The sequence below is a fragment of the Rhodococcus sp. UFZ-B548 genome (genome assembly GCF_903819475.1).
Taxonomy (GTDB): domain Bacteria; phylum Actinomycetota; class Actinomycetes; order Mycobacteriales; family Mycobacteriaceae; genus Rhodococcus_F; species Rhodococcus_F erythropolis.
In genome coordinates this window covers 216,422-234,818 of the sequence record NZ_CAIJDS010000002.1, presented here as the reverse complement: position 1 = coordinate 234,818, position 18,397 = coordinate 216,422, and the positions used below count along the sequence as shown (strand labels likewise).

Sequence of the window (18,397 nt, the reverse complement as noted above, 5' to 3'; positions counted from 1 at the left end):
CAGCGTCTGGTCAAGCCTGCGCAGTCAGTATCAATCCGGTGTTGTCGGGCTTGCGCAGGGTCAGCGTGTCGGCGTCGACGGTGTAGCTCACTTCACCGTCGAGTACCGCCAGGATCTGACGCTCGATGTCCATGTTCTCCTCGGGGCAGGCCATTCGCGTGGTTGCCATCGGCGTGAACGTGACTGTGGTGTCGGAGACCTGGGCGCTTCCGGTCATGCGATTGCATCCGGTGGTTCCGCTGACCGAACCGTCTGCGGCAATCGTGAGTTCGGGAGCTGACGTCTCCAGAGCCAGGCTCGTACTGATCGCATCGGGACTGATGAGTGACGTGACGGTCCACGTCGTGCCCTGCAGAGGTCGATCCGGCGTGACGATCTTCTTGTCCTGCAGAGTCACTGTGGCGTCGTCCGATGTCAGGGTGAGGGTGTCGCCGTCGAGGCTCCACGTCGGCGCGGAGGTCAGCAATGTTGTTGTCCAGGCGTCGGATTCGGCGATGCCGGGAGGGCAGCCCATCATGGTCGACGCCATGGTGCCGGTGGTCAGCTTGCCGTCGGTGAACTCGACCGAGCCGTTTGCCGTGTTGCATCCGGCACTCGCGGACACTCGATCCGCTTGGCTGAAATCGAGAGTCAGCGGGCCACCGCCGGGAATTTGTGTTCCGTCGACGGAGGTCGAGATGAAGACGCGGCCGGAGGGGTCCGTCTTGTCCTCGGGGGAGTCGGACGAAGCGGAGCAACCGCTTACCGCGGCGATGGTCAGGAGGCCGATGACGGCAGCTGCGATGCGCATGGGCTCACATTAAGTGGTGGGACGGATCTGGGGAGTCAACATCGAGTAACGCGCCGGGCAAGGTCTTCCCAGCCGGCGGCCAGGCGCTCGGTGGTCATCCCGAGATCGCGCACCTGATGAAGGACAAGCGACGCTTCGAGTGGTGCCAACAGCGCTGAAGCGAGCAGATCGAGGTCGCCCTCGACGCCGGCTCCTCGAAGAAGTCCGATGACGTGAGCGATGCCGAGTGCTCGTGCCGGACCGCCGAAGCGGTATTCAGGAGCGTTTTCCGCCGCTCGGAGGACTTCGCCCTGTACTTCCACCATGGCGATCCGGGCTCGTCCGAACGCGATGAGGCGCTCGATCGGCGGCGCGCCAGGACCCAACGGTGGGGGGCCGAACATGAATGCCTGCTGCAGTTCTCGCTCGGTGTGATCGAGCAGTGCCTGCATCAGTCCCGATCGATTGCCGAAGCGCCGAAAAACTGTGCCCTTGCCCACACCGGCCCGGCACGCGACGGCATCCATCGTGACCGCGTCGACACCTCGCTCGGCGACGAGGAGGGCTGCGGCGTCGAGCAGAAGTACGCGGTTACGTGCTGCGTCACCGCGCTCGACGGGTACGGCGCCGATCTGGGGGAGGGGGATTGCGCTCACGGGATCAGGTTACAGGGCCGGGGAATGTAAGTGGACCGCGGTCCGTTTAGTTGATATAACTTTCAACCGGAGCCACCAACCGCACCACTCTCGAAGGAATCTCGTTATGTCACAGACCAATGTTCTCGTTCTCGTCGGCAGCCTGCGCGCCGGATCCGTCAATCGCCAGCTTGCCGAGACGGCTGTGTCCGCCGCACCCGAGGGTGCAACGCTGACGGTCTTCGAAGGCCTCGCCGACGTCCCCTTCTACAACGAAGACATCGACGTCGAGGGTGCTTCCATTCCCGCTGTCGACGCACTGCGCGCCGCTGCGAGCGACGCTGACGCGTTCCTGCTCGTCACCCCCGAATACAACGGCACCATCCCCGCTGTTCTGAAGAACGCCATCGACTGGATCTCGCGTCCGTACGGTGTCGGTGCAGTCAAGGACAAGGCTGTCGCAGTCATCAGCGCTTCGCCCAGCGGTAACGGCGCCAAGTGGGCACACGAAGACACCACCAAGGCAGTCCGCATCGCCGGCGGCAAGGTCGTCGAGGACACCGCACTGAGCATCGGTGGAACCGGCGCACTGTTCGGTGAGCTGCACCCGCGTGAGAACGCAGAGGTGCTCGCTCAGGTCTCCAAGGTCGTCTCCGACCTCGTCGACGCCAGCAAGCAGCTCGTCAACGCGTAATCCGTTTCACGAGTGAGGGCCATGCCGGAAGGTATGGCCCTCACTCGTATGCGAGTCACGCCCATCTGTGCGCTAAAGCCCTTCGCGTTCCATAGCGTCGTCGACGGCGTCGCGAACCGACTCGAAATCCTTGCCGGCCATCATCGCTTCGCCCATCGCGGCATCGATACGATCGGCGACGACGGCGTACCGACGCTCCCAGTTCTCCTTGTCCTCCCGCCAGTAACCCATCACGTGCATGCGGGGTGCCGGGATTTCCCATGTTCGACGCAGATGGGCGCGGATGCGTCTGGCGGTCGCGGCCTCGACTGCGCACCAGATGTAGCCCTCGCCGGGAGGCAGGGGAATGGCGGCCAATTCGGCGAACAATGAGTCTGCTTCGTCGATCCATCGGTAGTGAGCGTCGGCGCGCGTCGTGAACGTCTGCTGTTCGCTCGACGCGGGCACCTGTGCAATGACGTGGATAGGTAGACCGTCGGGTGCTTCTTCCAAGATCCGCCCGATCGCAGGCAGTGCGGCGTGATCGGCGACGAGTAGCAGCCAGTCGCACTCTGCCGGCGGCTTGAACCACCCGCTTGCAGTCGAAAGATGGACGGTCTCGCCCGGTTGCGCATTCTCGGCCCAGAGCGCAGCTCCGCCGTGGCCGTGGAGAACGAAGTCGATCTCCAGTTCGTTCTTCGAGGGCTGCCAGCGCCGGACCGTGTAACTACGGGCGTGAGGGGGGTCGAGGGGGAATCTGACGAGCACCCGTTCGTCGGGGCTCCCGCTCGTCTCGAAGTCGCTCAGGCCCGCACCGCCGAAGGTGATTCTGCGCATCTTAGGTGTCACCTGCTGCGTTCTCGTCACGGTTGCCTGGTGGCGCGGAGCTTCGTCCTTCGGGGGTGTTTCCACGACGCTCATGGTAGGTCCGAGTAGTGGTTTTCAGATGCTGTCGGGCCTGCGGCCAAAATGTGACGGGCGACACGCCGACGCGCCGGAAGATGTGTGCGCTGAACTGGGGCTACCTGGGAATTTCAACGATGTGACTCACAACATCTCGCGTTATGTGTTTCTGTCGGCCACTAGGTGTAGTGTCTTGAGCACTGAGAGACCACAACGCGGAACGCCTCGAGCGAGACTCCGGCAATCGGTCGAATCGGTGCTGAACATCACTACATCGGCCTTTGTTGGCTAAGCGAAAGAGGGACTCTCATGAGCATCACCGTCTACACCAAGCCCGCTTGCGTTCAGTGCAATGCCACCTACCGCGCCCTCGACAAGGCCGGTCTCGAATACAACATCATCGACATCACCGAGGATGTCGAAGCCCGCGACTACGTCATGGCTCTCGGGTACCTCCAGGCGCCCATCGTGGTTGCCGGTGAAGATCACTGGTCGGGTTTCCGTCCCGATCGCATCAAGACCCTGACCGTCGCTGCTTGAAGCGCCGCAGTGTCGGCGGTGGACACCTCCGCCGACACATCTGAGTAGTTCCGGGCACCGTACAAGAAAATGGTGACAACCGATGACTTCGCTGGTCTATTTTTCCAGCGTGTCGGAGAACACCCACCGATTCGTCCAACGTCTCGGCCTGCCTGCGACACGTATACCTATCCATGACCGTGACGGCTCATTTCGTGTAGACGAGCCCTATGTGCTGATTCTGCCCACCTATGGTGGCGGGGTCACCGTGACAGGGCGCGACACCAGTTATGTGCCGAAGCCGGTCATTCGTTTTTTGAACAATCCACACAACAGGTCGTTGATCAGAGCAGTGATCGCGGCGGGAAACACCAATTTCGGTGAGTCCTTTTGCTATGCAGGAAACATCATTTCCCAGAAATGCCACGTTCCTTTTCTGTACCGGTTCGAACTCATGGGCACTGCCGAGGATGTCGACCGAGTACGAGAAGGCTTGGGGGAGTTCTGGAATCATCTCGAAACAGAGAAGGAGCACGGGCAGTGGCGCCAACCATCACTGACACGATCGCGGCAGGAAGCGTAGAGCGTGATGCACGCGGCGGCGATTCCACCAACGGTCTCGACTACCACGCACTCAATGCCATGCTCAACCTGTACGGCGCCAACGGTGAGATCCAGTTCGAGATGGATGTCGCTGCAGCCCGTCAGTACTTCTTGCAGCACGTCAACCAGAACACCGTGTTCTTCCACAACCTCGACGAGAAGCTGGACTACCTCGTCGAGGAAAACTATTACGAGCCCGAGGTTCTCGATCAGTACTCACGTACTTTCGTGAAGTTCCTGATCGATCACGCGTACGCCAAGAAGTTCCGCTTCCCGACGTTCCTGGGTGCATTCAAGTACTACACCTCCTACACGCTCAAGACCTTCGACGGTAAGCGCTACCTCGAGCGTTTCGAAGATCGTGTCTGCATGGTTGCGCTCACCCTGGCCGCAGGCAACGAAGACCTGGCCGTCGAACTCGTCGACGAGATCATCGCCGGACGCTTCCAGCCCGCCACCCCGACGTTCCTGAACTCGGGCAAGAAGCAGCGCGGTGAGCCCGTGTCCTGCTTCCTGCTTCGTATCGAAGACAACATGGAGTCCATCGGTCGCTCCATCAACTCGGCACTGCAGCTGTCCAAGCGCGGTGGCGGTGTTGCCTTGCTGCTCACCAACGTTCGTGAGCACGGCGCCCCGATCAAGAAGATCGAGAACCAGAGTTCGGGTGTCATCCCGATCATGAAGCTTCTCGAGGACTCGTTCTCCTACGCCAACCAGTTGGGTGCGCGTCAGGGCGCCGGCGCCGTGTACCTGCATGCGCACCACCCCGACATCTACCGCTTCCTCGACACCAAGCGTGAGAACGCCGACGAGAAGATCCGCATCAAGACGCTCTCTCTCGGCGTCGTGATCCCGGACATCACTTTCGAACTGGCGAAGAAGAACGAGGACATGTACCTGTTCTCGCCGTACGACGTCGAGCGCATCTACGGAGTTCCGTTCTCCGACATCAACGTCTCCGAGAAGTACTACGAGATGGTCGACGACAAGCGAATTCGCAAGTCCAAGATCAAGGCTCGCGAGTTCTTCCAGACCGTCGCCGAATTGCAGTTCGAATCGGGCTACCCCTACATCATGTTCGAGGACACGGTGAACCGGGCAAACCCGATCGAAGGCAAGATCACTCACTCGAACCTGTGCTCGGAGATCCTGCAGGTTTCGACGCCTTCACTGTTCAACGACGACCTGTCCTACTCGAAGGTCGGCAAGGACATCTCCTGCAACCTGGGTTCGCTGAACATCGCGAAGACCATGGACTCGCCCGACTTCGCCAAGACCATCGAAGTGTCGATCCGCGGATTGACGGCAGTGTCCGACCAGACGCACATCTACTCGGTGCCGTCGATCGAGCAGGGCAACAACGACTCTCACGCCATCGGCCTCGGTCAGATGAACCTGCACGGATACCTCGCTCGTGAGCGGATCTTCTACGGCAGCGAAGAAGGCATCGACTTCACGAACATCTACTTCTACACCGTGCTGTTCCACGCACTGCGTGCGTCGAACAAGATCGCCATCGAGCGCGGCTCGTACTTCAAGGGTTTCCCGGAGTCGAAGTACGCCTCGGGTGAATTCTTCGACAAGTACACCGACCAGGTCTGGGAGCCTGCAACCGACAAGGTTCGCGGACTCTTCGCCGATGCGAAGCTGCACATCCCCACCCAGGACGACTGGCGTGAGCTGAAGGCTTCGGTTCAGAAGCACGGTATCTACAACCAGAACCTTCAGGCCGTCCCGCCGACCGGCTCGATCTCGTACATCAACTACTCCACCAGCTCCATCCACCCGGTGGCGTCGAAGATCGAGATCCGCAAGGAAGGCAAGATCGGTCGCGTCTACTACCCGGCGCCCTACCTGACCAACGACAACCTGGAGTACTACCAGGATGCCTACGAAATCGGGTACGAGAAGATCGTCGACACCTATGCTGCCGCAACGCAACACGTCGACCAGGGCCTGTCGCTGACGCTGTTCTTCAAGGACACCGCCACCACCCGCGACATCAACAAGGCGCAGATCTACGCGTGGCGTAAGGGCATCAAGACGCTGTACTACATCCGTCTGCGTCAGATGGCACTCGAAGGCACCGAGGTCGAGGGCTGCGTTTCCTGCATGCTGTAAAGGGCTCCGCCCCGTGCGCCTTTTCGGTAGTGGTTACTACCGAAAAGGCGCACAGGGGTATCAGGCCGGCGGACGGCCTGGACCGTGCATCTTGCCGGCATTCTTCGGCATTCGACCGTGCTCGGTGAGTGCGCGCCGAAGAAGAAACTCGATCTGGGCGTTGGTACTTCGGAGATCGTCGGCGGCCCAGCGGGCAAGCGCGTCGTGCACCGCTGGGTCCAACCGAAGCAGGATCTTCTTACGCTCCGATCTCGGAGCTGGATCCGTGGCCATGTGGCCTTTCCTTTACTGGTAGAGCGAACCGGTGTTCAGCACCGGTTGTGCGTCGCGGTCGCCGCACAGCACGACCAGAAGGTTACTGATCATCGTGGCCTTGCGTTCCTCGTCGAGTTCGACGACGTGCTTTTCCTCGAGCTGCTTGAGTGCCATGTCGACCATGGACACCGCGCCTTCGACGATTTGCTTGCGGGCGGCGATCACTGCACCCGCTTGCTGGCGCCGAAGCATTGCGCTGGCGATCTCGGGTGCATACGAGAGCCTGTTGATGCGTGTCTCGATAACTTCGACACCCGCCGCACGCACGCGGGCGTGAACCTCCTCCGACAAGGTGGTGGTGATGATATCGGCGTTCTCGCGCAACGAGACTCGGCCTTCGGCGTCGTACGGGTAGCTGCCGGCGATATGGCGGACTGCCGCCTCGGTCTGCACCGAGACGAACTCCTCGTAGTCGTCCACCTGGAATGAGGCGAGCGCTGTGTCGGCAACTTGCCAGACGACCACCGCCGAGATCTCGATGGGATTTCCGTCGGCGTCGTTCACTTTCGCCTGACCGGTCTCGTGGTTTCGGATACGCGTAGAGATCGATCGACGGACCGTCAGCGGATTTGTCCATCGCAGGCCCGGCGTGCGCAGGGTGCCGCTGTACGAGCTTCCCAGGAGTTGAAGGACTCGGGCTTGATTCGGTTGCACCAAGGTCAGGCCCATCAGCAGGGGGAGTGACGCGATGAACAGCACCACACCGACCGGAATCAGGGCGAAGAGTCCCAGAACTCCGCCAACGACGGACAGCGCGATTCCGGCCAGGAAGAGAAGGACGCCGCCGAGGAGCATCCAGCTGCCGGACAGGTCCCAGCCTGGGCGTTCGGCGATCGTTGTGGTGGCGACTCCGGTCGGTTTCTCGGCCACGGTGGGTGTGCTGGTCATGCGAGACTCGCTTTCCATCGGTAAGTGATATTTAATTGATATCACATTTCTTGTACTCGTGGAGGGGCGCGTGCGACACATGTTGTTGTGTTGGCATCGCGGACCCGACACAACGGGTAGTGTTCAGGCAAGCCAACATTCGGCAGTATCTCTCTCGCTAGGTAGGAATTATGGTCAAGCTGGTCAGTCGCGTTTCCGCCATCAACTGGAATCGCGTCCAGGACGAGAAGGACGCCGAGGTATGGGATCGCCTCGTCAGCAACTTCTGGCTGCCCGAAAAGGTGCCGGTCTCCAACGACATCCCGTCCTGGGGAACGCTGACCGCGCAGGAGCAGCAGCTCACCATGCGCGTCTTCACGGGCCTGACGCTGCTCGACACCATCCAGGGAACGGTCGGCGCCGTCAGCCTCATCCCGGACGCGATCACTCCCCACGAAGAAGCGGTGTACACCAACATCGCCTTCATGGAATCGGTGCACGCGAAGAGTTACAGCTCGATCTTCTCGACGCTGTGCTCCACCCCGGACATCGACGACGCGTTCCGCTGGTCGGAGGAGAACCCCAACCTGCAGCGCAAGGCGCAGATCGTTCTCGACTACTACAACGGCGAGTCGCCGCTCAAGCGCAAGGTCGCATCGACGCTCCTCGAGAGCTTCCTCTTCTACTCCGGCTTCTACCTGCCGATGTACTGGTCCTCGCGAGCCAAGCTCACCAACACCGCAGACCTCATCCGCCTCATCATCCGCGACGAGGCCGTGCACGGGTACTACATCGGCTACAAGTACCAGAAGGGTCTCGAACAGCTCACCGAGGCCGAGCGCGAAGAGCTCAAGAACTACACGTTCGAGCTGCTCTTCGAGCTCTACGAGAACGAGGTCGACTACACGCAGGACCTCTACGACGGCGTCGGCCTGACCGAGGATGTCAAGAAGTTCCTGCGCTACAACGCCAACAAGGCGCTCAACAATCTCGGCTACGAAGGCCTCTTCCCGAAGGACGAGACGGACGTCAATCCGGCTATCCTGTCGGCACTTTCACCGAATGCGGACGAGAATCACGACTTCTTCTCCGGCTCGGGAAGCTCCTACGTCATCGGCAAAGCAGTCAACACCGAAGACGACGACTGGGATTTCTAGAGCGACCCGCTCGGGATTTCTAGAGCGACCTATATACCGAAGCCCGACTCCTGCACACGCGGGAATCGGGCTTCGGTCGTCGATGGGGGAGTGGGTCAGCGCAGAAACCACGCTTCCGGCTTGTCCAGCAATGCTTTTGCGAGGCGCAGACGCGAGGTTTCCGTCATGTCCGACGGCAATTCGCTCGGCGCGAACCACGCGACCTCGAGGTTTTCGTCGTCCGCCACGTGTGCATCTCCGCCGGTCCACCTGGCCAGGAAGCAGACGTCGAGGTACTGGGTCACGTCACCATTGGGGTACGTAATGGGTTCTGTGACATCGACACTCGTGATCCGAATCAATTCGGCGTCGACGCCGGTTTCTTCCTTCGCCTCCCGCACCGCCGCCGCCGACGGTTCCTCTCCGGGCTCGAGAACGCCGGACACGACGGCCCACTGACCGTTGTCGGCGCGGCGGGTGAGCAGGACCCGGCCGTCGTCGTCGCGGATCACGACGCTCACGCCGGACAGCCAGAGCGGCGCATGACCGACCTTCTCGCGCAAAGCGACAATGAATTCCGGGATCGGCATGATCAGAACCCGACCGTCACAGTTGTGGCGAGCCGCCTCGAATGTGGGAGTAGTGGTTCGTTCCGGTCAGCTCGCATATCCGTTCAAGGTTCCCTTCAAGTCCGCCAATACGGCACGGGCGGCAGTCATCCCGTTTCCGTTCCAGATTTCGTCTTCAGCGACGAACACACGCCGGTCGGTGGCGGCGGCGAGGTCCTGCCACTGGTCGCTCTTCATGATCTCGGTGCCGTAGGTACGACCGTTCGGCCCGTCGAAGAGTACGTAGATCAAGTCACCTTCGGCGGCGCTGAGATCGTCGGCCGGAATCGGTGCTGTGGTCGCATCGGTCAATCGCTGCGCCGGTGGGCGCCGGACGCCGACGTCGCTGAGGATCTGTCCGGCGAAGGATGCGGGACCCTCGATCTGCAGGTCCTTCGAACCGAACCGAACCACTGATGCCTGCGTCTGTGATGCATTCAATGCGTCGCCGAGCTGCACGACGTCCTGCTGGTAGCGGTCCAGCTCCGTCGCAGCCGCGGACGAACGGCCAAGTGCCTGGCCGGCGAGGGCGAACTGCGCTTTCCAGTACACGGGATCCGCGCCGGCGAACACGGTGGGGGCAATGGCGTCGAGTTGCCCGTACAAACCGTCGGACGCCGGACTGGACCCGAGGATCAAGTCCGGCGCGGCGGCCTTCACGGCGTTGACGTCGGGTGCGCTCACGGGGCCGACGCTCGGAATCTCCGAGATGCCGAAACCGAGGTACGACGGTTGAGGCGAGTCGACACCGGTCGCGGCGCCCACTACCCGCTCCCACAGACCGAGGGCGCACACGGCGTCCATCGAGACGCTGTCGAGGACCACGATCCGTTGGGGATCGGAAGGAACCTCGGTTTCACCCGCAGTGTGTACGACTCGACGCTTCACCCCGGGGCCCGCTCCCGGGTCGGCTTGCGTCGGCGTCGGGCACGCGGTGGCGGTGTCGCGTTCGATACCCATCACGCCGGCACCGGCGATCGACGTAGTGGTCCGGACGATGGTGCTCGCGGGATCGTCCGACGAGCCGGACGAGCAACCACCGAGGACGAGCATCGTGGCAGCGATCCCCAGGATCGAGACACGACGAATGGACGTGCGGGCGGTCGTGCGTGAGAGAACAGACGTGCGTGAGAGAACAGACAAGTCGACGGCTTCCTGTGTGAGCGGGCGCCGTTCAGGTTAGCTGTTCGACTCAGCTGTTCTGCTTGTCCACCTCGAACGTGTCCGAGAGGTCGTCGAGGATCATGTGGGCGCCCTGGATGCTGACCGGCGACATCCAACGTGAATCGTCCACGTCGACCTTGCGTCCTCGAAGGGTCTGCCACAGCGGGCTCTCGAGGAACGGCTTCGCAGCTTCGGCGCTCTTGCCCTCGGCGTCTTGCCAGGTGCTGATGAAGATGACGTCCGCGTCGGCTTCGTTGATCAGCTCGGGGCTGATCTTCATCATGATGTTTCCGGCATCGGCGGGGTCAGGTCCCTGGTTGTCCGGGCGCTTCAATCCGGCGTCCTGGAGGACGATGCCGCTGAACGAGGTGGTGCGGTAGAGGCGTGCCGTCGGTTCACCGGCGAATCGGACTACCGAGATGACCGGGTTGTTCGCCTTCTCGTTGATTTCCTTGCCGACGGTGGCTGCGCGGGTTTCGAACTCGGTGATCTTCGCCTCGGCCAGTGACTCCTTGCCCAGCGCTTGACCGACCAGGCGGATGTTGTCCTTCCACGTCGGGCCGGTCGTCTGAGTGAAGACGGTGGGTGCGATTGCGGACAGTTGTTCGTAGTTCTTCCCGTCGCGGACCTCGGCGGAGATGATGAGGTCTGGCTGCAGTGCGGCGATCTTCTCGAGGCTTGCACTGCTGACCGTGCCGACCGAGACGGCGTCCGCGGCGAATTCCTCCCGGGAGGATCCGAGGTAGTCGGGCAGACCGGGCTCGCGGTAGTCGACGTAGCCGACGAGCGGGGATTCGAGGAGAAGGACGGCGTCGGTGAAGCTGTTGTCGAGCGCGACGATCCGCTGGGGTGCTGCCGGGATTTCGGTGCTTCCACGGAAGTGTTCGATCGTGCGGGGGAATGCGCCCGACTCGGTCGAGGTGGTGGTTGCAGCGGGCTCGTCGTTACTCGAGCAGGCTGGAACGACCAAGGCGATCGAGGCTGCGACGGCTACCAGCGCGGCGCGGCGGGGAAAGAATTTCACTGAATACTCCTGAGGTGAGTTAGGCGAGGGTGACCTTATCAGTGGAGGAGATGGCCGAAAACGGACACCGGCCGAATTCTTCGACGGGTACGACACGCCGATTCGGATGTGGGTTCGGACTCCCGAGGGAACATAAACCGCAGGTCGTTCGTTTGGTGCCCCCAAAAACGGATGCTCGAGTACGACGCAGAGTAGGACCGGGTCGCGGTGCCTCGGAGTCACGGTCTACGATTCGATGAGCGCAAGCCAGAAGCCGTTGTCCGCAGCCCGGGCGACGGACCCTGCGGGCGCAACCAAGGGCTCTTTGACGGAGTCTGCGGAGCGACCAAAGGCACATTCAGGAGGATCAGTGACTGCCGTAGCGCCCCAGCCAGTCCCCACGATAGCGCCGGCCAGGCCTTACCCGCCGCGGCAGGGACCCAAGGGCTCATTCATTTTCAAGATGATCACGACCACCGATCCCAAGGTGCTCGGAATCATGTACTTGGCGACTTCCATCGCCTTCTTCCTCATCGGTGGCCTCATGGCACTGATGATGCGTGCCGAACTTGCTGTACCCGGCATGCAGTTCCTTTCCAACGAACAGTTCAACCAGCTGTTCACCATGCACGGCACGATCATGCTGCTGCTGTACGCGACCCCGATCGTCTTCGGCTTCGCGAACTACATTCTTCCGCTCCAGATCGGTGCACCCGACGTCGCGTTCCCGCGTCTGAACGCGTTCAGCTACTGGCTGTACCTGTTCGGCGCGATCATCACGACGGCCGGATTCGTCACGCCCGGTGGCGCAGCAGACTTCGGTTGGACGGCATACACGCCGCTGACCAGCGCGCTGCACAGCCCCGGCGTCGGCGCCGACCTGTGGGTCTTGGGTCTGGCTGTCGCCGGCCTCGGCACCATCCTCGGTGGCGTCAACATGGTCACCACCGTGATTTGCCTGCGCGCACCCGGTATGACCATGTTCCGCATGCCGATCTTCACCTGGAACATCTTCATCACCAGCATCCTGATCCTGCTGGCGTTCCCGCTGCTGACCGCTGCATTCATGGGCCTGTTCGTCGACCGCCATCTCGGTGGACACATATTCGACCCGGCAACGGGCGGTGTGCTCCTGTGGCAGCACCTGTTCTGGTTCTTCGGGCACCCCGAGGTGTACATCATCGCGCTGCCGTTCTTCGGCATCGTCTCGGAGATCTTCCCGGTCTTCAGCCGTAAGCCGATCTTCGGATACAGCGGCCTGGTGTACGCAACGTTGGCCATCGCCGCTCTGTCGATCGCTGTGTGGGCTCACCACATGTACGCAACAGGCGCTGTTCTCCTGCCGTACTTCTCGTTCATGACATTCCTGATCGCCGTGCCGACAGGTGTGAAGATCTTCAACTGGATCGGAACGATGTGGAAGGGGCAATTGACCTTCGAATCACCGATGCTGTTCTCGATCGGCTTCCTGATCACCTTCCTCTTCGGTGGTCTGTCGGGCGTCATCCTCGCGAGCCCGCCGCTCGACTTCCACGTCACGGACAGCTACTTCGTCGTCGCCCACTTCCACTACGTGGTCTTCGGTACGGTCGTGTTCGCCACGTACGCCGGTATCTACTTCTGGTTCCCGAAGATGACCGGTCGCATGATGGACGAGCGCCTCGGCAAGTGGCACTTCTGGACCACGTTCGTCGGCTTCCACGGCACGTTCCTCGTCCAGCACTGGCTCGGTGCCGAAGGTATGCCGCGTCGTTACGCCGACTACCTGCCCTCGGACGGGTTCACGGTTCTGAACTCGGTGTCCACGATCTTCGCCTTCGTACTCGGTGCCTCGACGCTCCCGTTCATCTGGAACGTCTTCAAGAGTTACCGCTACGGCGAAGTGGTCACCGTCGACGATCCGTGGGGCTACGGAAACTCGCTCGAGTGGGCGACAACTTGCCCGCCGCCGCGTCACAACTTCACCGAGTTGCCGCGCATCCGCAGCGAGCGTCCGGCCTTCGAGCTGCACTACCCGCACATGGTGGAGCGGATGCGCGCAGAAGCGCACGTCGGCCCCGGTCACGGTGGGAAGAACGCCAGCACCGTGCTCGAAGATGCTCGTCACGAGCCGCTCACAGTCGGGGACGAAGGCGACCCCGGCACCGACAGCCGCTCCTGAGCGAAGTAACACACTGAAGTAATCAGCGAAGGCCCCGCCCGAGTAACGGGTGGGGCCTTTCGCTTGGCACAATAGTGACGATCAAGACGCGAACGAAGAAACGATCGGAGTTTTCGGTGGGTGCCTCTGACACCACTGTTCTGGTGACTGTGACCGGGCCGGACCGCCCTGGCGTCACCTCGGTACTGTTCGCGGCGCTGTCGCGGCACGATGTGCGTCTGCTCGACGTGGAGCAGGTGGTGATTCGAGGTCGACTGACACTCGGCGTCATGGTGGCCTGCCCGAACGATCCCGAAGCCCTTCAGGAAGAGCTCGAACAGGCGATGGCGACGGTCGGAATGAACGTCGACATCGAAATCGGTGCCGATCCAGGTCGACCTGCAGTGTCCACTCACGCGGTCGTTGTTCTCGGCAGCCCCGTCAATGCCCGCGCAATGCGCTCGGTGGCACGCGAACTCGCGAAGCAGGGCGCCAACATCGACTCCATCCGTGGTGTCGCCGACTATCCGGTCACCGGCCTCGAACTCAGCGTCAGCGCAGCCGATACTGTCGACGGCGACGCGAAGCTGCGTACCGGACTCGCCGAGGTCGCCGCGCTCGAAAACGTCGACATCGCAGTCGAGCGCGCAGGACTGGCTCGCCGGGCCAAGCGACTGATCGTGTTCGACGTGGACTCGACGCTCGTTCAGGGCGAGGTCATCGAGATGCTCGCCGCGAAGGCCGGTGTCGAGGACGAGGTCCGCGCCGTCACCGAAGCTGCGATGCGCGGCGAGATCGACTTCACCGAATCACTGCACCAGCGTGTGGCGACACTGGCCGGTCTCGATGCCTCCGTCATCGACGAGGTGGCAGAGAGCATCGAACTGACGCCGGGGGCGCGCACCACGATCCGCACCCTGCGCCGCCTCGGATTCCACTGCGGTGTGGTGTCCGGCGGTTTCCGCCAGGTCATCGAAGGCCTCGCACACGAACTCGAACTGGACTTCGTGCACGCCAACACCCTCGAGATCGTCGACGGCAAGCTGACCGGACGTGTGATCGGTGACATCGTCGACCGCGCCGCGAAGGCCGTTGCGCTGCGCAAGTTCGCCGATCAGGTCGGTGTGCCGATGGAACAGACTGTCGCCGTCGGTGACGGTGCCAACGACATCGACATGCTCAACGCCGCGGGACTGGGTGTGGCGTTCAACGCCAAGCCCGCGTTGCGGGAGGTCGCGGACGCGGCTTTGTCGCATCCCTTCCTCGATGCTGTGCTGTTCATTCTCGGTGTGACCCGCGACGAGGTCGAGGCTGCGGACGCCGTCGACGGTGGCGTACGACGCGTACCGATTCCATGAGTTCCGATCCAGCAGTCAGTTCCGATCCAGCAGTGAAGTCCGGCCCCGATTCTCGATGGCGCGAGCGCCACGCGGTGTTGGCTGCTGGGTACGGTGGGCGAGACGATCCCGCGGATCCGGCGCTGGTGTTGGCGATGCCGATCATTCTCCACATCCCGAAGGCAGACCCGCCGAAGCGCACTGCACTGCTCGAGGCTGCCGCAACGGCGGCAGTGGCGCTGTGCCTGGACGAACGCGTCGGGTTCACCGAAGACGGGGAGCCCGGCCCGTGGCACGAGGACTATTCGGCGTGGGTGGGTGCCCGGATCCGGAAAGTGTCTCGCCGAGCGCGTGGAGCCCAGTGGCTCGCCGCGCAAGAGGTACCGGGAATCACCGTCGACGTGGATGGCGCCCAGGCGCGGGCTCTGGTTCCCGGGCCGGTCGGAGAACTGGACCCGCGAATCAAGAAGTTGCAGATCGGTGGCACCGACCTGGAGCACGACGAGCCTGGCCAGCCCGAGCCCGGTCTTCCGGTGCTGTGGATCGACTCGGAGCTCGAGATGACGGTAGGCAAGGCGTCGGCACAGGTAGGGCATGCCTCGATGTTGTTGGCAGCGGCCATGTCCGAGAAACAGTGCTGGGTATGGGCGCAGAACGACTTTCGCTGCTCGGTACGCGACGCAAGTCCGAAACAGTGGGCCGAGGCGGTAGACCGATTGAAGCGGTCGGAGGCTGTCGCGGTTCGTGATGCGGGCTTCACGGAAGTGGCACCAGGCTCCATGACAGTCATCGCGGTTCCGTAGAGACCTAACCGACCAGTCCAGTATCGACAACTTGGCTATGGATGAACAGTCCAGTGGCCTTCAAGATGGTCGAGTGTTGATACGGAGATTCGCCTCGCTGTTCGTTGGTCTGTGGTTGTACGGCTTCTCGATGGCCATGATGATCACAGCCGGCCTCGGACTGGACCCCTGGGATGTGTTCCATCAGGGCGTGGCCGAGCATGTTTCGCTCAGTTTCGGCGTGATCACTGCGATTACCGGTGCGGTGGTACTGCTGCTCTGGATTCCGATCCGTCAGCGGCCAGGGTTCGGCACGGTCGCCAATGTCGTGGTAATTGCAATCTCGGTGGATACTTCACTGGCCTTCTTGCCGGTCTTTGATTCCATGCCAGTTCGCGCCGCGATCATGGTCGCGGGAATCCTCCTCAACGGACTGGCCAGCGTTCTCTACATCGGGGCAGGCATGGGGCCGGGTCCCCGCGACGGGTTGATGACAGGACTGGTGGCGCGCACCGGCTTGTCGGTCAGGCTCGTGCGTACCAGCATCGAAATCGCGGTCCTCGCTACCGGATGGCTCCTCGGTGGAACGGTTGGCGTCGGAACAGTGTTGTACGCCTTCGGGATCGGGCCGACCATTCAATTACTGATCAAGGTGCTGCCGGATTCCATGACAGCAGCGGTTACCGGCGGACGTGTCACGGAACGTAAGGCCAAGACCGTGGGTCCGGTCAATGAGATCTCCGTGCCGACGGGAACTTCGGCCGTGGAGGCAGGTTCGCCGGTCGGTGACGCCGAATCGAACGATGCAGTCAATGTGCCGTCGAACCATTCCGGAGTGCCGACGGTGACCTGAACCGGTCCACCGGAATGCAGGATCAGGAGCCAACTGTCGTCAACGAGTGGGCGCCCGGTCCGAGTGTGAGACCGAACGTCGGCTCCGTCGATCCAGGCCTGCAGCGTTCGGTGACTCTCGTCGTACCATGCGGTGTCGTCGAACTCGACGCCGGCAGCGTCGAACCAGACGAGGTCCGGGTGTTCCAGTCTTCTTCTGCCTTCGAAGAATTCGGGCTGACGCAACGCCGGTGCCGCTCGGCGTAATCCGAACGCTCGGGAGACGAACTGCACCAACGACTGATCGGCCGCCGTCCAGTCCAGGGCCCACGAATCGGCTGGGGAGGCAAGTGTGGGAACACAATACGCGTTGTTGTTTCCGCCGAGACTGTGGCCGAACTCGTCTCCGGCGGTGAGCATCGGTGTGCCTGTCGACAGCACGAGCGTGGCCAGTAGCGCCCGTACATGACGTGCCCTGGCGTCCTGAATCTCGGGATCGGTGCTCGGGCCTTCGATTCCGTGGTTGAACGAATCGTTGTGATCGGCGCCGTCACGATTGTCTTCACCGTTGGCTTCGTTGTGCTTGTGGTTGTATGCGACCAGATCGGCGGCGGTGAACCCGTCGTGCGCTGTGACGAAGTTGATCGACGCCCATGGGCGACGGCCGCTGCCGGCAAAGATGTCCTCGGAACCGGCGAGGCGCGACGCGACCTTCCGGACGCTGGAGCCGCCGTTCCAGAACTGGCGAATAGTGCTGCGGTACTTGTCGTTCCATTCCGACCATTGGAGTCCGAAGTTTCCGACCTGGTAACCGTCGGCAGTGGCATCCCACGGTTCGGCGATGAGCTTGCACCGGGTCAGTACCGGATCGGAGGAGATGGCCGACAAGATGGACGCCCGCTGGTCGAAGCCGCCGCCGCGCGGCCTACCCAACGCGCTCGCGAGATCGAATCGGAAGCCGTCGACACCCATTTCGGTGGCCCAGTAGCGGAGGCTGTCGGTGATCATGCGGACGGCGATGGGGGAGCAGGCGTCGACCGTGTTGCCGCACCCGGTCAGGTCGATGTCGCGGCCGTCGCCGTCGAGAAGGTAGTAGCCGGGGCCGTCCAAACCTCGCCAGCTGACGCTGATTCCGTCGACACTCTGCTCGCAGGTGTGGTTGTAGACGACGTCGAGGATGACCTCGATGCCTGCCGCGTGTAGTGCGTCGACCATGATCCGGAACTCGGTGACTTCGCCGCCCGGAGTTGCCGCGTATCCGGGATGCGGGGCGAAGTACGACGCCGTCGAGTATCCCCAGTGGTTGCGCATCCCTCGCTCGCGGACGCTCTGTTCGGTCAGAAACGCCTGTACGGGAAGCAGTTCCACGGCGGTGACGCCGAGTGAGACGAGGTGATCGATCACGGCCGGTGCCGTCAGGCCGAGGTACGTTCCGCGGTGGGCGGCGGGTACTCCTGGATGACTGGCGGTGTACGCGCCCACATGCAGTTCGTAGATCACGCTTTCCTCCCACGGCGTCTCGAGGCGGGCTCCGGCGGGCACGAGGCCGGGAGTCACCACGGACAGCGGCACGTGGCCGAGCGAGTCGAGGGTAGACGGGTCGCCGAAAGGATCGTCGGCGTACGACAGGAGGGCACGGTGGTCACCGAGTTCCCCCTCGATGCGGCACGCCCACGGATCGATGAGCAGCTTGTGTGGGTTCAGTCTCAGTCCGGCGCGCGGATTCCACGGGCCGCTTGCCCGAATTCCGTATCGCTGCCCCGCACCGATCCCGGCGATGATCCCGTGCCAGATTCCGTACGTGTGTTGCCGGAGTTCGACGCGATCTTCGTTTCCGTCCTGGTCGATCAGGCAGATCTGGACGCTCGACGCAGCTGGTGCGTGGACCGCGAACTGGGTTCCGGAGTCCACGATGTTGGCGCCGAGTGGGAACGGAGACCCGGGCGTCGGGGTGCGAGTTTCGATGAGAGGCGACACGCAAGATGATCCTG

At 62.4% G+C, this 18,397-nt stretch carries 17 protein-coding genes and 1 pseudogene; 9 read left to right on the top strand and 9 right to left on the bottom strand.

Annotated features, from left to right (window positions below):
* Positions 1–10 precede the first annotated feature (10 nt).
* Both H7C86_RS03885 and H7C86_RS03880 read right to left on the bottom strand, forming a co-directional pair.
* Positions 11–790: an META domain-containing protein gene (locus H7C86_RS03885; protein WP_020969283.1), complete on the bottom strand. Its 780-nt coding sequence runs from the start codon at positions 788–790 to the stop codon at positions 11–13.
* Between the two features lie 35 nt (positions 791–825).
* Entirely contained in the window at positions 826–1,425 is a 600-nt protein-coding gene (locus tag H7C86_RS03880; protein WP_019747883.1) for a TetR/AcrR family transcriptional regulator, read from the bottom strand.
* Between the two features lie 106 nt (positions 1,426–1,531).
* Here H7C86_RS03880 and H7C86_RS03875 point away from each other — a divergent pair, with 106 nt between their 5' ends.
* Positions 1,532–2,098 (top strand): NAD(P)H-dependent oxidoreductase, encoded by a 567-nt coding sequence (locus H7C86_RS03875; protein ID WP_019747884.1) that lies wholly within the window; start codon positions 1,532–1,534, stop codon positions 2,096–2,098.
* 72 nt (positions 2,099–2,170) lie between these two features.
* Here H7C86_RS03875 and H7C86_RS03870 read toward each other — a convergent pair whose 3' ends face one another.
* A complete protein-coding gene (locus H7C86_RS03870; protein WP_182261118.1) occupies positions 2,171–2,998 on the bottom strand; it encodes a siderophore-interacting protein in 828 nt (275 codons plus the stop codon).
* A 291-nt stretch (positions 2,999–3,289) separates the two neighbouring features.
* On the opposite strand from H7C86_RS03870, the gene nrdH reads away from it, so the two are divergent.
* The 3 genes from nrdH (at position 3,290) to nrdE (ending at position 6,223) form a co-directional block, all read left to right on the top strand.
* Positions 3,290–3,520: a glutaredoxin-like protein NrdH gene (nrdH, locus tag H7C86_RS03865; RefSeq protein WP_182261117.1), complete on the top strand. Its 231-nt coding sequence runs from the start codon at positions 3,290–3,292 to the stop codon at positions 3,518–3,520.
* A gap of 82 nt (positions 3,521–3,602) precedes the next feature.
* Entirely contained in the window at positions 3,603–4,082 is a 480-nt protein-coding gene (gene nrdI, locus H7C86_RS03860; RefSeq protein WP_003944767.1) for a class Ib ribonucleoside-diphosphate reductase assembly flavoprotein NrdI, read from the top strand.
* Entirely contained in the window at positions 4,040–6,223 is a 2,184-nt protein-coding gene (gene nrdE, locus H7C86_RS03855; RefSeq protein WP_029255087.1) for a class 1b ribonucleoside-diphosphate reductase subunit alpha, read from the top strand. Before nrdI ends, nrdE begins: the two co-directional genes overlap by 43 nt.
* A gap of 60 nt (positions 6,224–6,283) precedes the next feature.
* Here nrdE and H7C86_RS03850 read toward each other — a convergent pair whose 3' ends face one another.
* Together H7C86_RS03850 and H7C86_RS03845 are read right to left on the bottom strand one after the other, a co-directional pair.
* Entirely contained in the window at positions 6,284–6,496 is a 213-nt protein-coding gene (locus tag H7C86_RS03850; RefSeq protein WP_003944723.1) for a hypothetical protein, read from the bottom strand.
* A 12-nt stretch (positions 6,497–6,508) separates the two neighbouring features.
* Positions 6,509–7,426, bottom strand: a complete 918-nt coding sequence (locus H7C86_RS03845) for an SPFH domain-containing protein (protein ID WP_003944699.1) — start codon at positions 7,424–7,426, stop codon at positions 6,509–6,511.
* A 170-nt stretch (positions 7,427–7,596) separates the two neighbouring features.
* Here H7C86_RS03845 and nrdF point away from each other — a divergent pair, with 170 nt between their 5' ends.
* A complete protein-coding gene (gene nrdF / locus H7C86_RS03840; protein WP_003944744.1) occupies positions 7,597–8,562 on the top strand; it encodes a class 1b ribonucleoside-diphosphate reductase subunit beta in 966 nt (321 codons plus the stop codon).
* Between the two features lie 95 nt (positions 8,563–8,657).
* Here the strand turns inward: nrdF and H7C86_RS03835 are convergent, their stop codons facing one another.
* The 3 genes from H7C86_RS03835 to H7C86_RS03825 all read right to left on the bottom strand — a co-directional run bounded on the left by H7C86_RS03835 (position 8,658) and on the right by H7C86_RS03825 (position 11,337).
* A complete protein-coding gene (locus H7C86_RS03835) occupies positions 8,658–9,131 on the bottom strand; it encodes an NUDIX domain-containing protein (protein WP_019747889.1) in 474 nt (157 codons plus the stop codon).
* A 66-nt stretch (positions 9,132–9,197) separates the two neighbouring features.
* A complete protein-coding gene (locus H7C86_RS03830; RefSeq protein WP_182261116.1) occupies positions 9,198–10,292 on the bottom strand; it encodes an iron-siderophore ABC transporter substrate-binding protein in 1,095 nt (364 codons plus the stop codon).
* A 49-nt stretch (positions 10,293–10,341) separates the two neighbouring features.
* Positions 10,342–11,337 (bottom strand): ABC transporter substrate-binding protein, encoded by a 996-nt coding sequence (locus tag H7C86_RS03825; protein ID WP_182261115.1) that lies wholly within the window; start codon positions 11,335–11,337, stop codon positions 10,342–10,344.
* A 349-nt stretch (positions 11,338–11,686) separates the two neighbouring features.
* Here H7C86_RS03825 and ctaD point away from each other — a divergent pair, with 349 nt between their 5' ends.
* From ctaD to H7C86_RS03805, 4 genes are all read left to right on the top strand, one after another.
* A complete protein-coding gene (gene ctaD, locus H7C86_RS03820; protein WP_020907234.1) occupies positions 11,687–13,477 on the top strand; it encodes a cytochrome c oxidase subunit I in 1,791 nt (596 codons plus the stop codon).
* Between the two features lie 116 nt (positions 13,478–13,593).
* Entirely contained in the window at positions 13,594–14,814 is a 1,221-nt protein-coding gene (serB, locus tag H7C86_RS03815) for a phosphoserine phosphatase SerB (protein ID WP_182261114.1), read from the top strand.
* Complete coding sequence (locus tag H7C86_RS03810; RefSeq protein WP_182261113.1) at positions 14,811–15,596, top strand: peptidyl-tRNA hydrolase; 786 nt, start codon at positions 14,811–14,813, stop codon at positions 15,594–15,596. Before serB ends, H7C86_RS03810 begins: the two co-directional genes overlap by 4 nt.
* Positions 15,597–15,633: 37 nt before the next feature.
* A complete protein-coding gene (locus H7C86_RS03805) occupies positions 15,634–16,428 on the top strand; it encodes a YitT family protein (RefSeq protein WP_029255092.1) in 795 nt (264 codons plus the stop codon).
* Here H7C86_RS03805 and glgX read toward each other — a convergent pair.
* Positions 16,341–18,383 (bottom strand): annotated as a pseudogene (glgX, locus tag H7C86_RS03800) (glycogen debranching protein GlgX); the annotation flags it as partial. The gene H7C86_RS03805 and the pseudogene glgX overlap by 88 nt on opposite strands.
* Positions 18,384–18,397: the final 14 nt, after the last annotated feature.